Here is a 16,724-nt window from a genome sequence, read left to right on the forward strand (position 1 = left end):
CGTGATGTCGGTGCTATAGGCCTGCGGGTCAAACCCCGGGGACCTTTGTGCAACGTCCGATTTTCTTCGATCCCACTGGCCGCAGGCGCCGCTGGACACGCCGTATCGTGTTTGCCGCGATTGCCGTTCTGATCATCACGGCGCTGGCCTTTGCCACCACGGTTGCCACGGTTCCCGCGTCCCAGCCGCTGAAGCTCGGCTTTGAACGGCCCCAGCCTTTGCCGTTGCGGACCCAGGTCGGGCGGCTGTCGCGGCGCATCACGCTGCTGTTCCGGCCGGGCCGCGTGCGCGCCGCGCGCCAGTCCGACAATCTGACGATCGGGTTCTATTCGCCGTTCGGCGAAGGCGCGGTGGAAAGCCTGAAGCGGCAGGCCGCCACGCTCGATTGGGTTGCCCCGACGTTGTTCACGCTCGACCATCAGGGCAATTTCAACGCGACCGACGATTCGCGTATGCGCCGCGTGCTGGCCGGGCAGATCCGCCGCCCGCTGGTGATCGACGTGATCCAGAACATCGACAACGGCACCTGGGACGGGGCGGGGACCACCCGCGCGCTGGCCGACCGCACCCGGCGCACCGCGCTGGAACGCAGCATCGATGCCGCGCTCGACACCAACGGCGATGCCGGGGTGATGATCGATTTCGAGACGATGCCCAAGGCCGGGATCGCACTCGAACGCCAGTTCATTGTCGAATTGCGCGCGCGGCTGGCGCCCAAGCACAAGCTGGTCACCGTGACCGTGCCGATCGATGACGATACGTGGAGCCCGCGTGCGTTCGCCGAGGTGGCCGACAAAGTCGTGCTGATGGCCTATGACGAACACTACATGACCGGCACGCCCGGCCCGATCGCGTCGAACAACTGGTTTGTCAGCCACCTGGGCGATGCGCTGAGGGGGGTCCCGGCCAACAAGGTGGTCGTTGCGCTGGGCAGCTATGCCTATGACTGGCACGGCGGCGAGGCGGACCCGCTGACGATCGAAGAAGCCTGGTTGTCGGCACTCGATTCGGGCACGCGCCCGAACTGGGACAAAGTCAGCGGCAATGCCGGATTTGCCTTTGACGGCGATCCCAATCCCGCCACGCCGGTGGCCCGCCACGATGTGTGGATGATCGATGCGGCGACCAGTTGGAACCAGATGCAGGTGCTGGGACAATTCGGCATCGGTTCGGTCGCGTTGTGGCGGCTGGGTTCCGAAGATCCCGGATTCTGGACCGCGCTGTCGAGCTGGCGTCAGCATGGCGGCGCGCGCCCCAATCTGGGCCCGCTGCGCGAAATGACCAACGTCGATATCGAAGGCAATGGCGAGATTCTGCGTGTCGATTCGGTGCCGCAGGGCGGCAGCCGCACGCTGCGCTATGACCCGCGCTCGGCGCTGATTGTCGATGAAAATTACGATCAGTTGCCAACGCCTTATGTCGTGCGGCGGACGGGTGATAAGCCAAAGCAGATCGCGCTGACGTTCGACGATGGCCCCGATCCGAAATATACCCCGCAGATCCTGGCCGTGCTCGAACGGTACCATGTGCCGGGCACGTTCTTCGTGATCGGCGAAAACGGCGTGGAAAACCGCAAGCTGCTCGAACGCGAACTGGCCGACAACTTCGAGATCGGCAACCACAGCTATACCCATCCCAACATGGCCGATGTCAGCGACACCGGCATCCGCATCGAACTCAACGCGACACAGCGGCTGATCGAGGCCTATACCGGGCGATCGACCCGGCTGTTCCGCGCGCCCTATTTCGGCGACGCCGAACCGTCCACGCCCGATGAACTGGGGCCCGCGCTGATCGCCCAGCAACAAGGGTATACGATTGTCGGCCTGCACGGCGATCCGGGCGACTGGCAGAAACGCACCGCCGACGACATTTTTCAGCGCACGATCAACCAGGTCGAACAGGCCACGCCCGATCGCACAGTGAATGTCGTGCTACTGCACGACGGCGGCGGCGACCGCAGCCAGACCGTCCTGGCGCTGCCCCGGATCATCGAAAAGCTGCGCGCCGATGGCTATACGTTCGTGCCCGCATCGCAACTGGCCGGGCTCGACCGCGATGCGGTGATGCCCATCGTGGCGGGCTGGGACCTGGCGGCGGTGCGCCTCGATGTCGGGATCTTCGTGGTGCTGGCCGGGCTGTTGGCAGGGCTGAACTGGACGTTTTTCTTTGCCATCGCGCTGGGCGTCATCCGTTCGCTCAGCCTGACCGGGCTGGCCCTGTTCGCCGGCCGGGACGAGGCGATGCAGCCGCCGGTCGATGCGCCCGAAGGGCCGTGGCGCCCGCTCGTTTCGGTGATCATCCCGGCCTACAACGAGGAACGGGTGATCGAGGAATCGGTGCGCCGGATCCTCGCCAGCAACTATCACCCGATGGAAGTGATCGTTGCCGACGACGGGTCGAAGGACCGCACCAGCGCCATTGTCGCAGCGGTGTTCGGCACCGAATCGCGGGTGCGGCTGATGACCATGGCCAATGGCGGCAAGGCCAGCGCGCTCAACCGCGCGTTGGCGGTGGCCAGTGGCGAGATCGTCGTGGCGCTCGATGCCGATACCCAGTTCGAACCCGAAACGATCGCGCGGCTGGTGCGCTGGTTCCGCAACGCGGATATCGGCGCGGTCGCCGGCAATGCCAAAGTGGGCAACCGGGTCAATCTGGTCACCCGCTGGCAAGCGGTCGAATATGTCACGGCGCAGAATATCGAGCGCCGCGCGCTGACCCGGTTCGATGCGATCATGGTCGTGCCCGGCGCGGTCGGGGCCTGGCGCCGCAGCGCGCTCGAAGATGTCGGCGGCTATCCCGAAGACACTCTGGCCGAAGACCAGGATCTGACCATCGCGATCCAGCGCAAGGGCTGGAAAGTCGCCTATGACGAAGACGCGGTGGCCTGGACCGAGGCGCCCGAAACGCTGCGCGCGCTGGGCAAGCAGCGGTTTCGCTGGGCCTATGGCACGCTGCAATGCCTGTGGAAGCATCGCTCGGTAATCTCCGAACGCGCGCCGTCGGGGCTGGCCTTTGTCGGCATGCCGCAGGCGTGGATGTTCCAGATCGTGTTTGCGATGATCTCGCCGCTGATCGATCTGGCGCTCGCGGTGTCGATCATCGGCACCTGGGTGCGCGTGTTGCAGCATGGCTGGGCGCAGACCCAGACCGACGTGCTGCGCATGGGTTTCTACTGGATCGGCTTTACCACGATCGACCTCGCTTGCGGCTGGATCGCGTTTCGCCTCGACGTGCGCGAAAAGCGGTTCCCGGCGCTGTTGCTGCTGACCCAGCGGTTTGTCTATCGCCAGTTGATGTATGGCGTGGTCATCCGCGCGGTCGGTGCGGCCACCGCCGGGCTCGGCATCGGCTGGGGCAAGCTGGAACGCACCGGCCGCGTCAATTCGCAACCGCCTTCGGTGGGCTGAGCGTTGGACGTTAACAAGTCCGCACCGGCCCCGCTCCCCCACCCGACCACCCTACGATAGCACCCTATGGGTGGTCGGGTGGGGGAGCGGGGCCGGTGCGGACTTCAAGCGATCAGCGCGTCGCAGCCAGCAATTCGGTAACCCCAACCTGCCGCGTGACGAGAATGTCGCGCAACTGGCGGCGGGCGCGAAACAGCAATGATTCCATCGCTTTGATGTGCAGATTCAGCGCGTCGGCGGCCGCTGCGTTGGACAGGCCATCGTAATAGCACAGCATCAGCGCGGTGCGATGGCGATCGGGCAGCGCGCGCAACGCCGCGGCCATCTGCGCGGAGGCCTGTTCCGCCTCGATCATGCAATCGGCCAGCGGCGCCTCGTCGGCGATGTCGGGCAGATCGGGCGTGGTGGTCACGCGATGACGGCGCTTGCGGTCAAAGCACAAGTTCAATGTCACGCGGTGCAGCCAGCCGACCAGCCCGGCGCCGCTCGGTTGCCATGTGCCCGCGTTCTGCCACAGCCGGGCGAAACAGTCCTGCACCACGTCTTCGGCTTCATGCGCATCGCCCAGCATGCGCAAGGCCTGGCGGTGGAGCGCGGGGCGGTGCCGCGTCACCAGGACGGAAAACGCCTCGACCGAACCGGCGCCGACCGCTGCCACCAGTGTCGCATCGTCGATCTGTGCCGGATCGTGGACCGAACGAAAACGGGCTCGCCCTGTTTCGCCAATTGGCCTAAGAGCGCTTGCACACGTGGGCGCGGCCTCTCGCGGCGGTGTTCCCGCACGGGCTCCACGACCGGGCCGGTTCTCGCAGACCACAGTCATCGAATGGTTTCACCACGCAAGAGGTTTGCTCCACCCCCCCCGATTAATCCCAATTCAGCCCGCGTTTGTGCTGACAATGCGCGGATGAACATCAAATTTACGGCGAACCGAGTGATGTTCTTTTTTTGACCGGCTTGCCTTGCGGGGTTTTCCGACTATCCACGTTAGCCATTCTAGCACCCTTGCGCCGGGTTTCGGGCCCCTGACCACGATCAGGAGCAAAAGGCCGGTTGCACGGGGGGGCAGTACCATTTCGACGGGCGGGGGGACGGCTACGCCAGCCATCCGCTAACCAGACCACGGTCCACCAGGCATCATGCCGACGGACCCATTGCCGGATGACTCAATGCTGATGCAGCGCAAAATTTCGCAATTCCTGGCTTCGGCGGCGCCGGTTGCCTTCACCTGTGCAGCCGGGCTGCTGGCCGCGACCCCTGCCCTGGCAGACACCACGGTTTCAACCGGTACGACCACCACGCTCAACACCTCGACCGCCGGCAATGTCACGATTTCGGGCACCGGCACGCTGACCTCACCGACCGGTGCGACATCCGGGGTTGCGGCGGTGACCGTCGATTCGTCGAACACCGCCACGCTCAACGGCGGCGGGATCATCTATGCAGGTGTCGCGACGGCTCCCCAGAACAACGCGATCGGCATCCAGATCAACACCGGGGTGACCACCACTGTCACCAATCTGGGTTCGATCTATTCGCTGGAAGATTTCACCCCGGCGACGATCAACAACGGTATCGTCTATAGCGCGGTATCGGGCGTCAGCGGCCGTTATGGCATCTATGGCGCGGCCGGCGGCACGATCAATGGCACGATCAACAACAGCGGTGCAACGACGGTCGGTTCCAACACCTACACCGGCTCGATCGCGATCGACGGCAACAATTCCGCCGGGATCGAAATCAACAGCGTGCTGAACGGATCGCTCAACACCGAAGGCAACATCACCGTCCTGGGCAACAACAGCTATGGTGTCTATCTGTCGACGGTGACCGCCAACACCGCGACCAATTCCGCGGCGACCGGCGATGTGACCATCGGCGGGGTGATCACGGTGACCGGTTCGGGCAGCCAGGGCTATGTCCAGGCTGGCGATGTCATGGGTTCGGCGGGGATCCTGATCGACGGCGCGATCAGCAATTCCTACACCTATACCGACACCAGCGGCACCTCGCTGACGCTGTCGCGTTCGTCGCTCAACGGAGGCACTCTCACCGGGACCGCCTATCTTTCGCCCAGCAGCACCCCGGTGGTCGAAATCGAAGGCAATGTTACCGGCGGTATCCTGATCAACGCCCCGACCACCTCGACGTCGAGCGACACCAATCGCGGCAGCATCACCTCCTATGGCAACAACGCCGCGCTGCAGATCGGCGATGAAACCAACATCACCATCGGCGCCAATGCCAACACCGACAACGGCAGCCTGAACCCCAACACCAACAGCGGCAGCTTTGCACTGGGGATCGACGGCTCGATCTCGGCCAACGCCTATTACAGCTCGACCGCCGCCTATGCCGTGATCATCGGCAATCCGTCGACTTCGAGCACACCGGGCAGCAACGTCACGCTGACCGGCGGGATGGAAGTCTATGGCACGGTCAGCGCCTCGACCGTCGATACATCGGCCACGGCGATCCTGATCAACGCGGGTTCGAATGTCAGCACGATTTTCAATTCGGGCACGATCAAGGTTTCCGCCAGCCAGGAAGCGACCGGCAATCTCTACGGCGTTCAGGATCTGTCGGGCACGGTCAAGACGTTCACCAACCAGGGCTATGTCACTGTGTCGGGTTCGACCGACGGCACCGCTGCGGCGCTGGATTTCTCGCACAACAACACCGGCACGACGCTGATCCAGAATTACACGGTCACCAACCAGACCAACGAAACCAACGATGAAGCCGCCACCGGGTACAACCCGCTGACCGAAACGCTCTATGCCGGGATCACCGGCGATGTGCTGTTCGGCGGCGGCACCAACGTGATGAACATCGAAAGCGGCGGTGTGACGGGCAACACCTATTTCGGCGAAGGCAGCGCCGACACGGTGACCGCCAGCGACGTGACGCGCTGGGTCGGCAACATCAACGTCGGTGACAGCACCGCCGGTGGCTCGCTGACCATGACGCTGAACAACTATGCCCAGTTCAACGGCAATCTGAACCTGTTCGGCAGCACCGGCACGCTGACCATCAACAACAACGCCTCGTTCCTGGGCACGGTCAACAACGGCAGCAACTTCAACGTCAATGTCACCGGCGGCACGTTCGGTGCCAATGCGGTCACCACCAGCACGGTGGGCGCGCTGCACGTTTCTTCGGGGGCGTCGCTCGGTGTCTATATCGATGGCACCACCGGTACCGCATCGCAACTGATTGCCAAGTCGGCACAGTTCGACAGCGGCTCGAAAATCGCGCTGACGATCAATTCGCTGACCAACGTGACCGGCAAATACGACGTGCTGACGGCCACGACGCTGACCGGGGCGAGCAACCTGACCAGCGAATCGTTCAACCTGCCCGTGCTGTTCAATGCGTCGGTGAGCACTGATGCCAACAATGTCTACGTCACGCTGGCCAAAGCAACCGCCGCGCAACTGGGCCTGACCACTGCGCAGGCGGCTGCCTACAACGGCATCCTCAACGATGCGGCCAACAACAGCAATATCCAGGCGGCACTGCTGGCGGTCTATGACACGCCGACCTTGCGCGGCCGGTTCAACGAATTGCTGCCCGATTACTCGGGTGGCGGGTTCGATATCGTGACGCGCGCCACGCGGATTGCCGACAAGCATTTCGACGACGATTCGACGATGTTCTCGATCAGCGACAGCTCGGCCTGGCTCGAACCGATCGTGTTCCATGGCACGCGCACGTTCGGCGACACGCCGGGCTTCAAGGACAGCGGCGGCGGTCTGTCGCTGGGTTATGAAAAGGTCACGCCGGTTGGCAATATCGGCTTCCAGTTTGCCTGGCTGACGGGTTCGGCAAAGACCGCGACCTATCAGAACGTCAAGACCGGCGAATTCGAGCTGGGCCTGTTCTGGCGCAAGTCGGCCGGACCGTTCTATGTCTGGGCGGGCGGCAATGTCGGTCGTGAAACGTTCAACTCGACGCGCACGTTCTACGGTTCGTACACCACCACCACGCAGACCTCGGTGACCACCACCAACTTCACCAACAACGCGGCCGGTCACTGGGCCGGTTGGTCGGCGGCCTTCAACGGCGGTGCATCCTACACCGTGGCGTTGAACGAACACTGGAACTTGCGTCCGCGCGCGGTGCTCGAATACGACCGCCTCGAAGAAAACTCCTATATCGAAAGCGGCGATACGCCGATCGCGCTGACTGTGGGTGGCCGCGTGGATACGCAGACCACCGCCACCACCACGCTGGCTGCGCAATGGACTTCGGGGCCAAGCAGCCACGAAGGCCGTCCGTTCGGGGTTTCGCTCGAAGCGGGCCGTCGTAGCTGGCTGTCGGGCGAACTGGGCACGACCACCGCGACGTTCGAAACCGGTGACGTGTTCTCGATCAACGGCGGGCACTTGCCTTCGGCCTGGGTCGGCAACCTGTCGATCATGCAGGGTGGGCTCGATTACACTTGGAAAATCGGCACCGATGTCGAACGCGGCACCGACAAGGGCGTCGCCTACGGCGTGCGGGCATCGATCTCGATCGCACTGTAACGCGAGACCGGCAAAGGCATGAAAGGGGCGGGCGACCAGCGGTTGCCCGCCCCTTTTGCTATCCGGCGGCGGCCATTTGCGCGGCGAACCAGGGGATCATCCGCGCGATCGCCGTTTCGACCAGCGGGGTGGCCACGGCAAAGCTGATCCGCACGAAGCGGTGGCCCAGCACCGGGTCGAAATCGATCCCCGGGGCGATCGCCACACCGGTGTCTTCCAGCAGGCGCATGGCAAAACCCAGGCTGTCCTGTGTCAGATGGCCGACATCGGCATAGATGTAGAACGCGCCATCGGGCGGGGCGATGCGATCGAGCCCCAGCGCGGGCAGCGCGGCCAGCATCAAGTCGCGGTTGCGGGCATATGTCGCGACATGGCCGTCCAGTTCGCCCCGCGCGTCAAACGCGACCAGGCCGGCCTTCTGGCTGAGCACCGGCGGGGTCAGGAACAAGTTGCCCATCCGCGCGCGCGCCTGATCGACCAGATCATCGGGCACCACCAGCCAGCCAAGGCGCCAGCCCGGCATGCTGAAATATTTGGAAAAGCTGTTCACCACCAGCGCGTCGGGATCGTGCGCCAGGATTGACCCCGCGACCGCGCCAAAGGTGATGCCCTGATAGATCTCGTCGGCGATCAGCCGGATGCCGCGCGCGCGGCAGACCTGGGCAATGCGCGCCAGTTCGTCGGGCGCGATCACCGTGCCGGTGGGATTGGCGGGGCTGGCCAGAATCACGGCACCGGGCGCCGGATCGAGTGCGGCGAGCGCAGCGGCGTCCAATTGATAGCGCTGTTCGGGGCCGCAGGGGATCTCGACCGGTTCCATGAACAGCGCCCGTGCGTTGTTGCGATAGGCGACATAGCCGGGCCGGGCAAAGGCAATCCGCGCGCCGGGGCCGCCGACCAGCGACAGCGCCATCACCAGCGCGGGCGATGCCCCGCAAGTCAGCACAATCCGCGCCGGATCGATCGCCACGCCGTCGGTTTCCAGATAGTGCTGCGCGATGCGCGCCTTGAGCGCATGGCTTTCCCAATACCCCATCGGATCGGTGTCGAGCACCTGATGGGCGGCGGCGATTGCCGCCGCCGGGGCGCCGGTCGACGGCTGGCCGAATTCCATGTGGATGATCGAGCGACCTTCGGCACCCAGGCGGTGCGCAAGCGTCGATATGGCGATGGCGTGAAACGGTTCGAGCTGGGCAATCATGCCCCACGCCTAGCAGACCGGTGGTGCGGGTGAAACCGGCCCATTGACAAGCCCGCCGCGCTGGTCGAGCTTTCACGACGAAGGCCGGGCGGCACGTATCGCCCCGCCACAGGTGGAGAGTTCGATGCAAGATGCGTCCGTCGTTCCTGGTACGCCCCCGGTCCAACCCCTGATGACAGCGCTGGTGATTACCGTCATCGCCGTCGTGCTGATCGCCGGCTTTGTGGTGATCGGCGCCGTGTTGCATGTGGTGCCGGTCTATGCCGGGTTTCTACTGTTGTGGTACTGGACGTCGGTCACCCATTCGGATTTGCGCGCACTCGCCCCGGCGGTGGTCGGCGGTCTGACCGGCGCGGCGCTCAGTTATCTGTTGCAGACAGGGGCGGCGATGGCCAGCGTGCCGCTGATTCTGGCGGCGCTGGGCCTGATGATCGTGGCGCTGTTTCTGGTCATTGCCGGGCGTCTGCCGCTGTTCTGCAATGCCAGCACGATGCTCTATGTGACCGTGTTCAATGCGCCCGCGCTGCAAAAAGCCGAAGATTTCCGCCAGGTGATCGTCGCCACCGTGCTGGGGCTGATCTGGTTCGGCCTGACAATCGGGCTGCTGGGCCGACTGGCACCGCAAGCGGCGGCGGAAAGTGCCCCGGCCCAGGCATAGCGCCGGAGGCCTTTGCCTCGACCAGATCAACCCCATAGCGCAAATCCGCCGTTGCGCAGTTTCGCAACGGCGCCCTGGTCTTTTCGGAACGGGTCAACGCGAAATCTGACGATCCTCATGGCCTGCCGCAGATTGCCGCACTGCGGTAATACAACGGCTTTTTACTGCACAAAACATCTCTCCAAGCAAAAAATGCCTCGCTTTGACAACGTCTGCGTGGCGAATGGGGAAAAATATACCCGATTCTAAAAAGGAGGCTGAAAATTCCGGAATCGGGTCGCTGGTATTTCCAATAAATATAAAATGAATCCAACAGGCGTATTCGATCGAAATGAGGCGGTCGAGGTCCATGCTGACCGTTAAATTGGCCCCGTGCTAAAGGGGCTGACAGGCAGCCCGGAATCAAAATTGCCGTCTGTTGGGGAAACTGGTCGGTTGACCTCGAAAAAATAGACATTCAGGATAGCGATGATTTTTCCGATTCGCGAAAGATCATCTCATATACTGGATCGGAATCGTCATGATGTTGAAATATATCAGCCGATACATGATCCAATTTGCGATATTAACATATTGTTTTTCATGTAATATTTCCTACGCGGCAGAAAATGGCACGGCCAAGATTTCTGCAGTAGTCGAAACGGTACAAGTCGATTCCACCCTGCAATCGAGCCTGCCAACTTTCTATTCTGCCGACACTCTGACGCGCGAATTGGAAACCGCACTCGAAGCAACCGGGGTGTTTACTGTGCCGACGCGCGACCGGCGCGAGATCGAACCGATGATTGCCGAATTGAAGCGGGCCCATGGACAATCGTTGAAATTTTCCAGGGCACGCTACATCATGGAGCCAGTAGTTACTTCGATCAGGCTCGACATGCGTCTGCGCGAGGCGCCGCATATGCGCACAAAAGTGCTGCGTTCAGTCAATGGTAGTGCAACGATGTTCGTTACCGTGATCGATACGCGTGACGCATCGGTCAGCAAACGAATTCCGATAGAGGCGCATTATTCGACGCCGGAACGCCTCGACGATTATTATCCCGGCGAATACGTCGGAGACAATGGTGCACTTCACCTCGATGCCGGATCGAGTGCCTATATTGCGCTGTGCCAGACCGTCGGCCGCGCCTTTGCCAAGCGCATCCTCGATCAGGTAAGCCCGGTCTTCGTGGCCCAGCGCGATGGCGACCGCCTGTTCCTGACGCGGGGCGAAGATGCCGGGTATCGCATCGGCGAAGTGCTGCGGGTCATCCATCGCGGCGGCGCGATCATTCATCCGGTCACACACGAAGTGCTTGGCTACGACGAACACGAAGTCGGCCAGGCCGAAGTCATCGAAGTCCTTCCCAAGTTGTCTATTGCCCGAATAACGCCAGTCAGCAGCACCGCCACTGCCGGGGACATCGTGCGAGAACCTGTGGAAGAGGGCGGGAACTGAGTGATGATCGAGATCCGATCCAAACAGCGCAGCCTGATCGTGCTAGGCGCCCTGATGGGCATCATGGGCCTGATGGCGCTGGGTGTCGCCGGGCGCAATCTCTACGATCGCTATGCCCGGCAAAGCCGCGATGTGCCCAGCATCATGATCCTCAGCCGGGACCTGCTGTCCGATGCGATTGTGGCCAACACCGCTGCCGACCAGCTCAAATTGCAGAACAAGAAATTTACGACCGATATTCTCAAGGATGCCGCGCCAAACCAGGCCAGGGATGCCAGGGCGACCGGGCAGGCGGCAGGCGTCGATCGGACGCAAGGATCGGACACCCACGAGGATCGCAATCTGCAATTGCAGTTGCTCAAGTCGTCGATGGGCGACGGGATCGCCCTGTCGATAAGCGATCTTCTGCGCCACAGCCATCTGTTCAACCCGATTGCGGGCGGGCTGGTCGCGGGCCAGCTCGCACAGTTGCACCAGACGCGTGACGCCGAGTTGGCGTCGGCCGGCGGCAAGGCGAGCGGTCCGGCAACCAAAGTGAGCGATACCGAGCGTGCGACCAGGGCGGCTGCGCGGGCGCAAGTCAGCGATCCGACGCTGGCGACGATGGCGCACAATCTTGACGCGCAATATGTGCTGACGGTGGCGGTCACCGAACCCGATCTGCGCGTTCGCATTCTGCCCGGGGACAAGTCGACGCCGCAGGTCCATGCCGAGCTTTCGGCCCGTCCGATCGTCCATGTCGAAGTCTTTGCGGTTGGTGGCAAAGGATTTTCCGATTCGAAGGAGATCATGTTGCCCGGTGCGATCAGCCGGAACGTGCCTCTCAGACTTCCGCTGATCGAAACCAACGTCGAATCCGATGTTTCCGAAGCCTCTGCGGCGATTGCTGTCGAAGTCGACAGGCGCGTGGCGCAGGCCGTGGTCGAATGGCTCGTCAACGAGGCCGCACCCGCGCGCGTGGTGCTGGCCAACAATGGCCAGTTCACGATCGATCGCGGCAGCAACGACGGCGTTCGGGTCGGCGCGGTCTATCCGGTGCTGCGCGAAGTCGGCGACGATGTTTCCGGCGGGGGTGTCGACGGCGCGCAACGGAGCCTTGGCAAGCAACGCATCCCGGTTGGATCGATCACAATCAGCGGGATCGACACCCTGAAATCCTACGGCACGGTTGCCAGCGGCGGACCGTTCAAACAGGGCGATGTGGTGGCTATGACCGGGTCGGGCAGCGGCGGGGGCACGGCCGACGTCCCGCTCGGAACCCAGGAGCTGGCCCGTGCTGGTGTGGCTGCGGGCCATAAAGTGCAACTGGCGGTGGACGACATCAACTATAGCGCCGAGGGGCGTTCGGGTGACAGCGACCAGCTTGGCGAGTTGATTTCGGCTGCGCTGGCGCGTGATCCGCGCGTTACCGTGATCCCCCGTGCCGAAATGCAGAATGTCGTCGCGGAACGCGATCTCAATGCCCAGAGCTCGGGCGATCAGGATGCGGGCGGGGTTCAGGGCATGGCCACCTCGAACTATCTCGTCTCGGGCAGCTTTTCCAGCGCCAGCAGCCGCCACAACCGGACGATCTCGGCCGGCGGGGTGACTGAAAACCTCTCCAGTTATATGACCACCGCGGTGAGCGGCACCTTACGCGTGACCAGCACCGGTGGCGTGCTGAAATACACCACGAGTGTCAGTGGTGGATCGCCGCAGGAGGTGGCGCAGGCCGCCGCGCGTGCCTTGCTGGTCATGCTTTTTCCCACCCAGGTGGTCGAGGTCAGCGGGCAGATGATCGTGCTTGATCGCGGACAGGACGTCGGCATGCGCGTGGGCACACGCCTGTCGCTGTTTCATGTTGGCAGCCCGATCGTCGACAAGATGACCGGCGCGGTCCACGAAGGGGTGCGCATCCCCGCTGGCGAGGCCATCGTGCAAAGCGTCCAGCCGACGCTGAGCACCGCGCAGTTGCAGGGCACGTCATCGGCGCGCGAGGGGGATATCGTGCTGACCGGCGGCGGCGGTCGGACCGACGCGCTGGCGCCTGGGGCAGCACCGCATCGGGTCACCCATCGCGCTCCGCGACCCGCGGACCGCGCAGCCCCGGCGCACGACGAAGGCTTGCATTTCTGATGCGCAACGAAAAGATGGTGCTGCGCCTGTCGCGCAGGGCAATGCTGGGCGGGTTGATCGCGGCCGGTCTGCCCCATGCGGCATATGCCCAGCTTTCGCTGGGCAGCCTGTTTGGCAAAAAGCCCGATGCCGGCAAGGACGCCGCGTCGACCCAGAAAAAGCCCGCCGACAAGCTTAAGCCCGGCAAACAGGGCCTGTTTGCCGGCGGTTATTCACAACGTTTTGAACCGCTTCGCGTGATGATCGCCACCGCCGATTATACCGATGCGATCCAGGCCTTCGTACCTCCCGCAGCACCCACCCCCACCGGTTCGGGCACCGCGCCCGAAACCAAAGGCGACGTCAAGGCGCCCCTGCCAGAGGCGCATCATGCGGTGCTGACCAGCGATCCTTTTCTGGCCAATGTCGAATTGGGCCTAATCGCGTTCGAAGCGGGGCAGCTCGACGAGGCTGTCGATCACCTGAAGAAAGCCGAGATTTTGCAAGATCACGCCAAAGGTCTGGGCCATACCCTGGGGCGCGGGTTTGGCTGGTTCGGCAGCAAAGTCACCGGGCAGGGAGAACTCGCACCCTATCACCCGCTCGATTACGAGGCGGTGCTGCAACTCAACTATCTTGCCCTTGCGCATCTGATGAAGGGGCAGCCGACCTGCTATAACGTGGCGCGCCGCTGCATCGACTTTCAGCAGGAAATCAAGGCCCGGTTCGAAAAGGAAATCGACGAGGCCAAGGCAAAGCTGGCCAGGCAGGACGCCGACGAGGCCAAAAAGCCGCCGCCAAAAGACCAGGCGGCCAGGGACGAGCAGGCTACCGAGCACCAGACGCTCAACGATTTCACGGGCGAATTCAAGGCCTATGACAGCTATGCGGGGCGCGTGCCGAATGCCTATGTCAATCCGCTGGGCGATTATCTGGCCGGGGTGATTCAGGAAATTGCCAGCCGTGAACAGGATGCGCTGCGCGACAATTCGCGCATTGCCTATGAAAATGCTGTCGCGCTGTGTGGCCGTTCGTCGCAATTGAGTGCCGCTGCGGCGGCGATGAAGCGCGCCCGTGTGCCGAACGGCGAACGTGTTGTCCATGTCATCGTTGGCGAAGGCTTTGCGCCTGAACGGCGCGAGCTGTTTTTCGTGCTGGGCCTGGTCGGCCAGTTGCTGCCGGTCCGGGTGCCGATCTTTACGCCGGTCGCCTCGCCGATTGAAGCCATCGATGTGCACGTCGGGTCGGCGCGTCTTGCCGTGCTTGACCCGATCGGCGATTTCGAGGCGATCCGCATGCGATCGCAACAGGATCGCGTGCCGCTGCTGACGCTTGACGTGACGGTCGGTCTGGTCGCTTCGTACATGGAGGGCAAGGCGGCGCACAAGTTCGGTCCGCTTGGCGATGTGCTTTATGGCGGCAAGGAACTGGCTTCACATGCCGATACACGCAGTTGGCTCAGCCTGCCGCGACGGTTTCATGTGGCGCGGGTGGCCTTGCCCGCCGCCGCCACCAGCATCACGCTGGGTACACTCGGCAAAGCGGGGCAACGGCTGGCCAGCCAACGCGTCGAGGTGCCCAAGGGCGAAAGCCATACCGTGGTCTATGCAAGGGCGGTCGACGGGCAGATCACCGTTCACAGCGCGCGGCGGTTGTGGATCGATGGCAAACTGGAGATCGATACCCATGCGTGAAGCACCCGACCGGAGGTGGCGCAACGTGTCGATGGCGGGCATGGCGCTGGTGGCGGCGGCCCTGTGCGCGACACCTGTCGCAGGCAGAGAGGCGCGCGCGCTGAATCTTGATACGCTCAACGCGCTTGCAGATGAATCCGCCGAAAAAATGCTGGCTAGCACAGTGTTTCAGGCCAAACTGCAAGGGGCCAAAAAGGCGCGTGTGGTGATTGGTGACACGCGCAACAACAGCGATGACGAAGGTGCCCGGGTTGAAGATATTTCCAACGAGATCCGCAATCGCATTGTCGCCGCCGGTACCGCGCGGATTTTTGCGCCGGGCAATCTCGATGCCGATTTCATTATCTCGCCCGATCTGAGCTCAAGCTGGATTGCGGGCTCTGGCGGTCGCCGCCACTGCTTTATCCTGCAACTGACTTTGACATCGCCGGAAGGGGAATATGCCGCGGCCTTCAGCGCACAGCGTTGCGACTGAACCATGGCGCGGGTCTTCATCAGCTATTCCAAGAAAGACAAGGCCCGACTGAAGCCTCTGGAAAAAGCGCTTGCCGCGCAAGGGCATCTGGTTTGGTGGGACGATCAATTGCGCAGTGGCGACAATTTTCAGGCGATCATCGAGAAAAACCTAAGCAATGCCGAAGCGGTTGTGGTCGTCTGGACACCCAATTCGGTGCAAAGCAAATGGGTTCTTGCCGAAGCGCAGGCCGCCGCCGACCGGGGCAAATTGCTCAATGTCCGCTATGAACCGTTCAGCAGCGACCTGCTGCCCGACTTCGCACGCGAGATGCACATCGAATCGCTGATGCAATGGGATGAAAAAGATCTCTGCGAACCCGCTATCCTCAAGCTGAACGAGGCGATCGGCGAACGCAAGAGCGTGGCAGACAGGGCGCGCCTGCGGAAAACGATCGGGCCGACCATCACGCACATCGACGAACGGCTGGGACTGTCGCGCGTGCTGTTCGATTTTGGCCTGCCGGGCGGGCTGCGCGTCTATCGCCTGCTGGCAGGGTCGGTCGCGATGACGGCATTGGTCTGGGGTCTGCTCTATTTCGCGCAAATGTTCGACGATGACAGCAAAGGACTGGAATGGACCGGAATCTTGCTGGTATTCGGCTTTGTCTTGCTGGTGCGGTCGCTGCACCAACTGCGCCGGGCAATTGTCGCCGGTGATCTTGAACGCTACATCGACCGCTTTTTTGAATCCGATTTCGCTTATTGCACGGCCATTTCCGCCATGACCGGAGCGATCATTGCCTTTGCCAGGGTTATCATGGGCGGCGAGCCATCGGCCTTCTATGTCATCGATGACGGGGTCGAATGGGCCGGTATGACGTTGCTGACCATCACTGTCTTTCGCCTGGTTTGGGCAGTGTGGATCGCACTTGGCAGACGAATTGAATAGAGCATCGTGCAAAGACGTGGGCGCCGCTTTTTTGCCAGACCGCTTCGCCGCGCCAGCGGCAGCATAGGTCGATTGGCCAAAGTCCATGCCAGCCAACAACCGCGAGACCTCATATCATGATCGAACAGGCAGATAGGGACGCCCTGAAGGACACGCGCCGACCGGCGTTTGCCTTTCGCGTGGCCATCAGCGGTGCGCGCAAGCTGCCACCGGGCGGGACGCCTGAACGATCGCGTATCGAGGCGCAAGTGCGGGCCGTTCTCGCGCAAATCCATGCGCGGTTGTTGATCGC

11 protein-coding genes are annotated in these 16,724 nt (G+C 62.7%); 8 read left to right on the forward strand and 3 right to left on the reverse strand.

What is annotated here, in order from left to right; all coding sequences use genetic code 11:
* Nucleotides 1–47: 47 nt before the first annotated feature.
* Nucleotides 48–3,410: a trifunctional glycoside hydrolase family 18/polysaccharide deacetylase/glycosyltransferase family 2 protein gene (locus tag AQZ49_RS06980; RefSeq protein ID WP_067614380.1), complete on the forward strand. Its 3,363-nt coding sequence runs from the start codon at nucleotides 48–50 to the stop codon at nucleotides 3,408–3,410.
* 112 nt (nucleotides 3,411–3,522) lie between these two features.
* Here AQZ49_RS06980 and AQZ49_RS06985 read toward each other — a convergent pair whose 3' ends face one another.
* The gene (locus AQZ49_RS06985) at nucleotides 3,523–4,233 is read right to left on the reverse strand and encodes an RNA polymerase sigma factor (protein ID WP_082701622.1); all 711 of its coding nucleotides are present in this window, start codon (nucleotides 4,231–4,233) and stop codon (nucleotides 3,523–3,525) included.
* Between the two features lie 352 nt (nucleotides 4,234–4,585).
* Between AQZ49_RS06985 and AQZ49_RS06990 the strand changes: the two genes are divergently transcribed.
* Nucleotides 4,586–7,939, forward strand: coding sequence for an autotransporter outer membrane beta-barrel domain-containing protein (locus tag AQZ49_RS06990; RefSeq protein ID WP_231739002.1), 3,354 nt, complete (start codon nucleotides 4,586–4,588; stop codon nucleotides 7,937–7,939).
* A 58-nt stretch (nucleotides 7,940–7,997) separates the two neighbouring features.
* Here the strand turns inward: AQZ49_RS06990 and AQZ49_RS06995 are convergent, their stop codons facing one another.
* The gene (locus AQZ49_RS06995) at nucleotides 7,998–9,140 is read right to left on the reverse strand and encodes a pyridoxal phosphate-dependent aminotransferase (RefSeq protein WP_067614386.1); all 1,143 of its coding nucleotides are present in this window, start codon (nucleotides 9,138–9,140) and stop codon (nucleotides 7,998–8,000) included.
* Nucleotides 9,141–9,264: 124 nt separating this feature from the next.
* Between AQZ49_RS06995 and AQZ49_RS07000 the strand changes: the two genes are divergently transcribed.
* Nucleotides 9,265–9,798 (forward strand): hypothetical protein, encoded by a 534-nt coding sequence (locus AQZ49_RS07000; RefSeq protein ID WP_231739005.1) that lies wholly within the window; start codon nucleotides 9,265–9,267, stop codon nucleotides 9,796–9,798.
* Nucleotides 9,799–9,891: 93 nt separating this feature from the next.
* On the opposite strand, the gene AQZ49_RS22210 is transcribed toward AQZ49_RS07000, so the two are convergent.
* The gene (locus AQZ49_RS22210) at nucleotides 9,892–10,149 is read right to left on the reverse strand and encodes a hypothetical protein (protein WP_156428188.1); all 258 of its coding nucleotides are present in this window, start codon (nucleotides 10,147–10,149) and stop codon (nucleotides 9,892–9,894) included.
* A gap of 169 nt (nucleotides 10,150–10,318) precedes the next feature.
* On the opposite strand from AQZ49_RS22210, the gene AQZ49_RS07005 reads away from it, so the two are divergent.
* From AQZ49_RS07005 to AQZ49_RS07025, 5 genes are read left to right on the forward strand one after another with little or no spacing between them, the layout of a single operon-like run.
* The gene (locus tag AQZ49_RS07005) at nucleotides 10,319–11,239 is read left to right on the forward strand and encodes a hypothetical protein (RefSeq protein WP_067614388.1); all 921 of its coding nucleotides are present in this window, start codon (nucleotides 10,319–10,321) and stop codon (nucleotides 11,237–11,239) included.
* Nucleotides 11,240–11,242: 3 nt separating this feature from the next.
* The gene (locus AQZ49_RS07010) at nucleotides 11,243–13,354 is read left to right on the forward strand and encodes a hypothetical protein (protein WP_156428190.1); all 2,112 of its coding nucleotides are present in this window, start codon (nucleotides 11,243–11,245) and stop codon (nucleotides 13,352–13,354) included.
* A complete protein-coding gene (locus tag AQZ49_RS07015; RefSeq protein WP_067614392.1) occupies nucleotides 13,354–15,027 on the forward strand; it encodes a COG3014 family protein in 1,674 nt (557 codons plus the stop codon). Before AQZ49_RS07010 ends, AQZ49_RS07015 begins: the two co-directional genes overlap by 1 nt.
* A gap of 40 nt (nucleotides 15,028–15,067) precedes the next feature.
* Nucleotides 15,068–15,502 (forward strand): hypothetical protein, encoded by a 435-nt coding sequence (locus AQZ49_RS07020; protein ID WP_156428191.1) that lies wholly within the window; start codon nucleotides 15,068–15,070, stop codon nucleotides 15,500–15,502.
* Nucleotides 15,503–15,505: 3 nt separating this feature from the next.
* Nucleotides 15,506–16,432: a toll/interleukin-1 receptor domain-containing protein gene (locus AQZ49_RS07025; protein WP_067614396.1), complete on the forward strand. Its 927-nt coding sequence runs from the start codon at nucleotides 15,506–15,508 to the stop codon at nucleotides 16,430–16,432.
* The last annotated feature ends 292 nt before the right edge of the window (nucleotides 16,433–16,724 follow it).

Origin of the sequence: Novosphingobium sp. FSW06-99 (assembly GCF_001519065.1) — a bacterium.
Taxonomy (GTDB): Bacteria; Pseudomonadota; Alphaproteobacteria; order Sphingomonadales; family Sphingomonadaceae; genus Novosphingobium.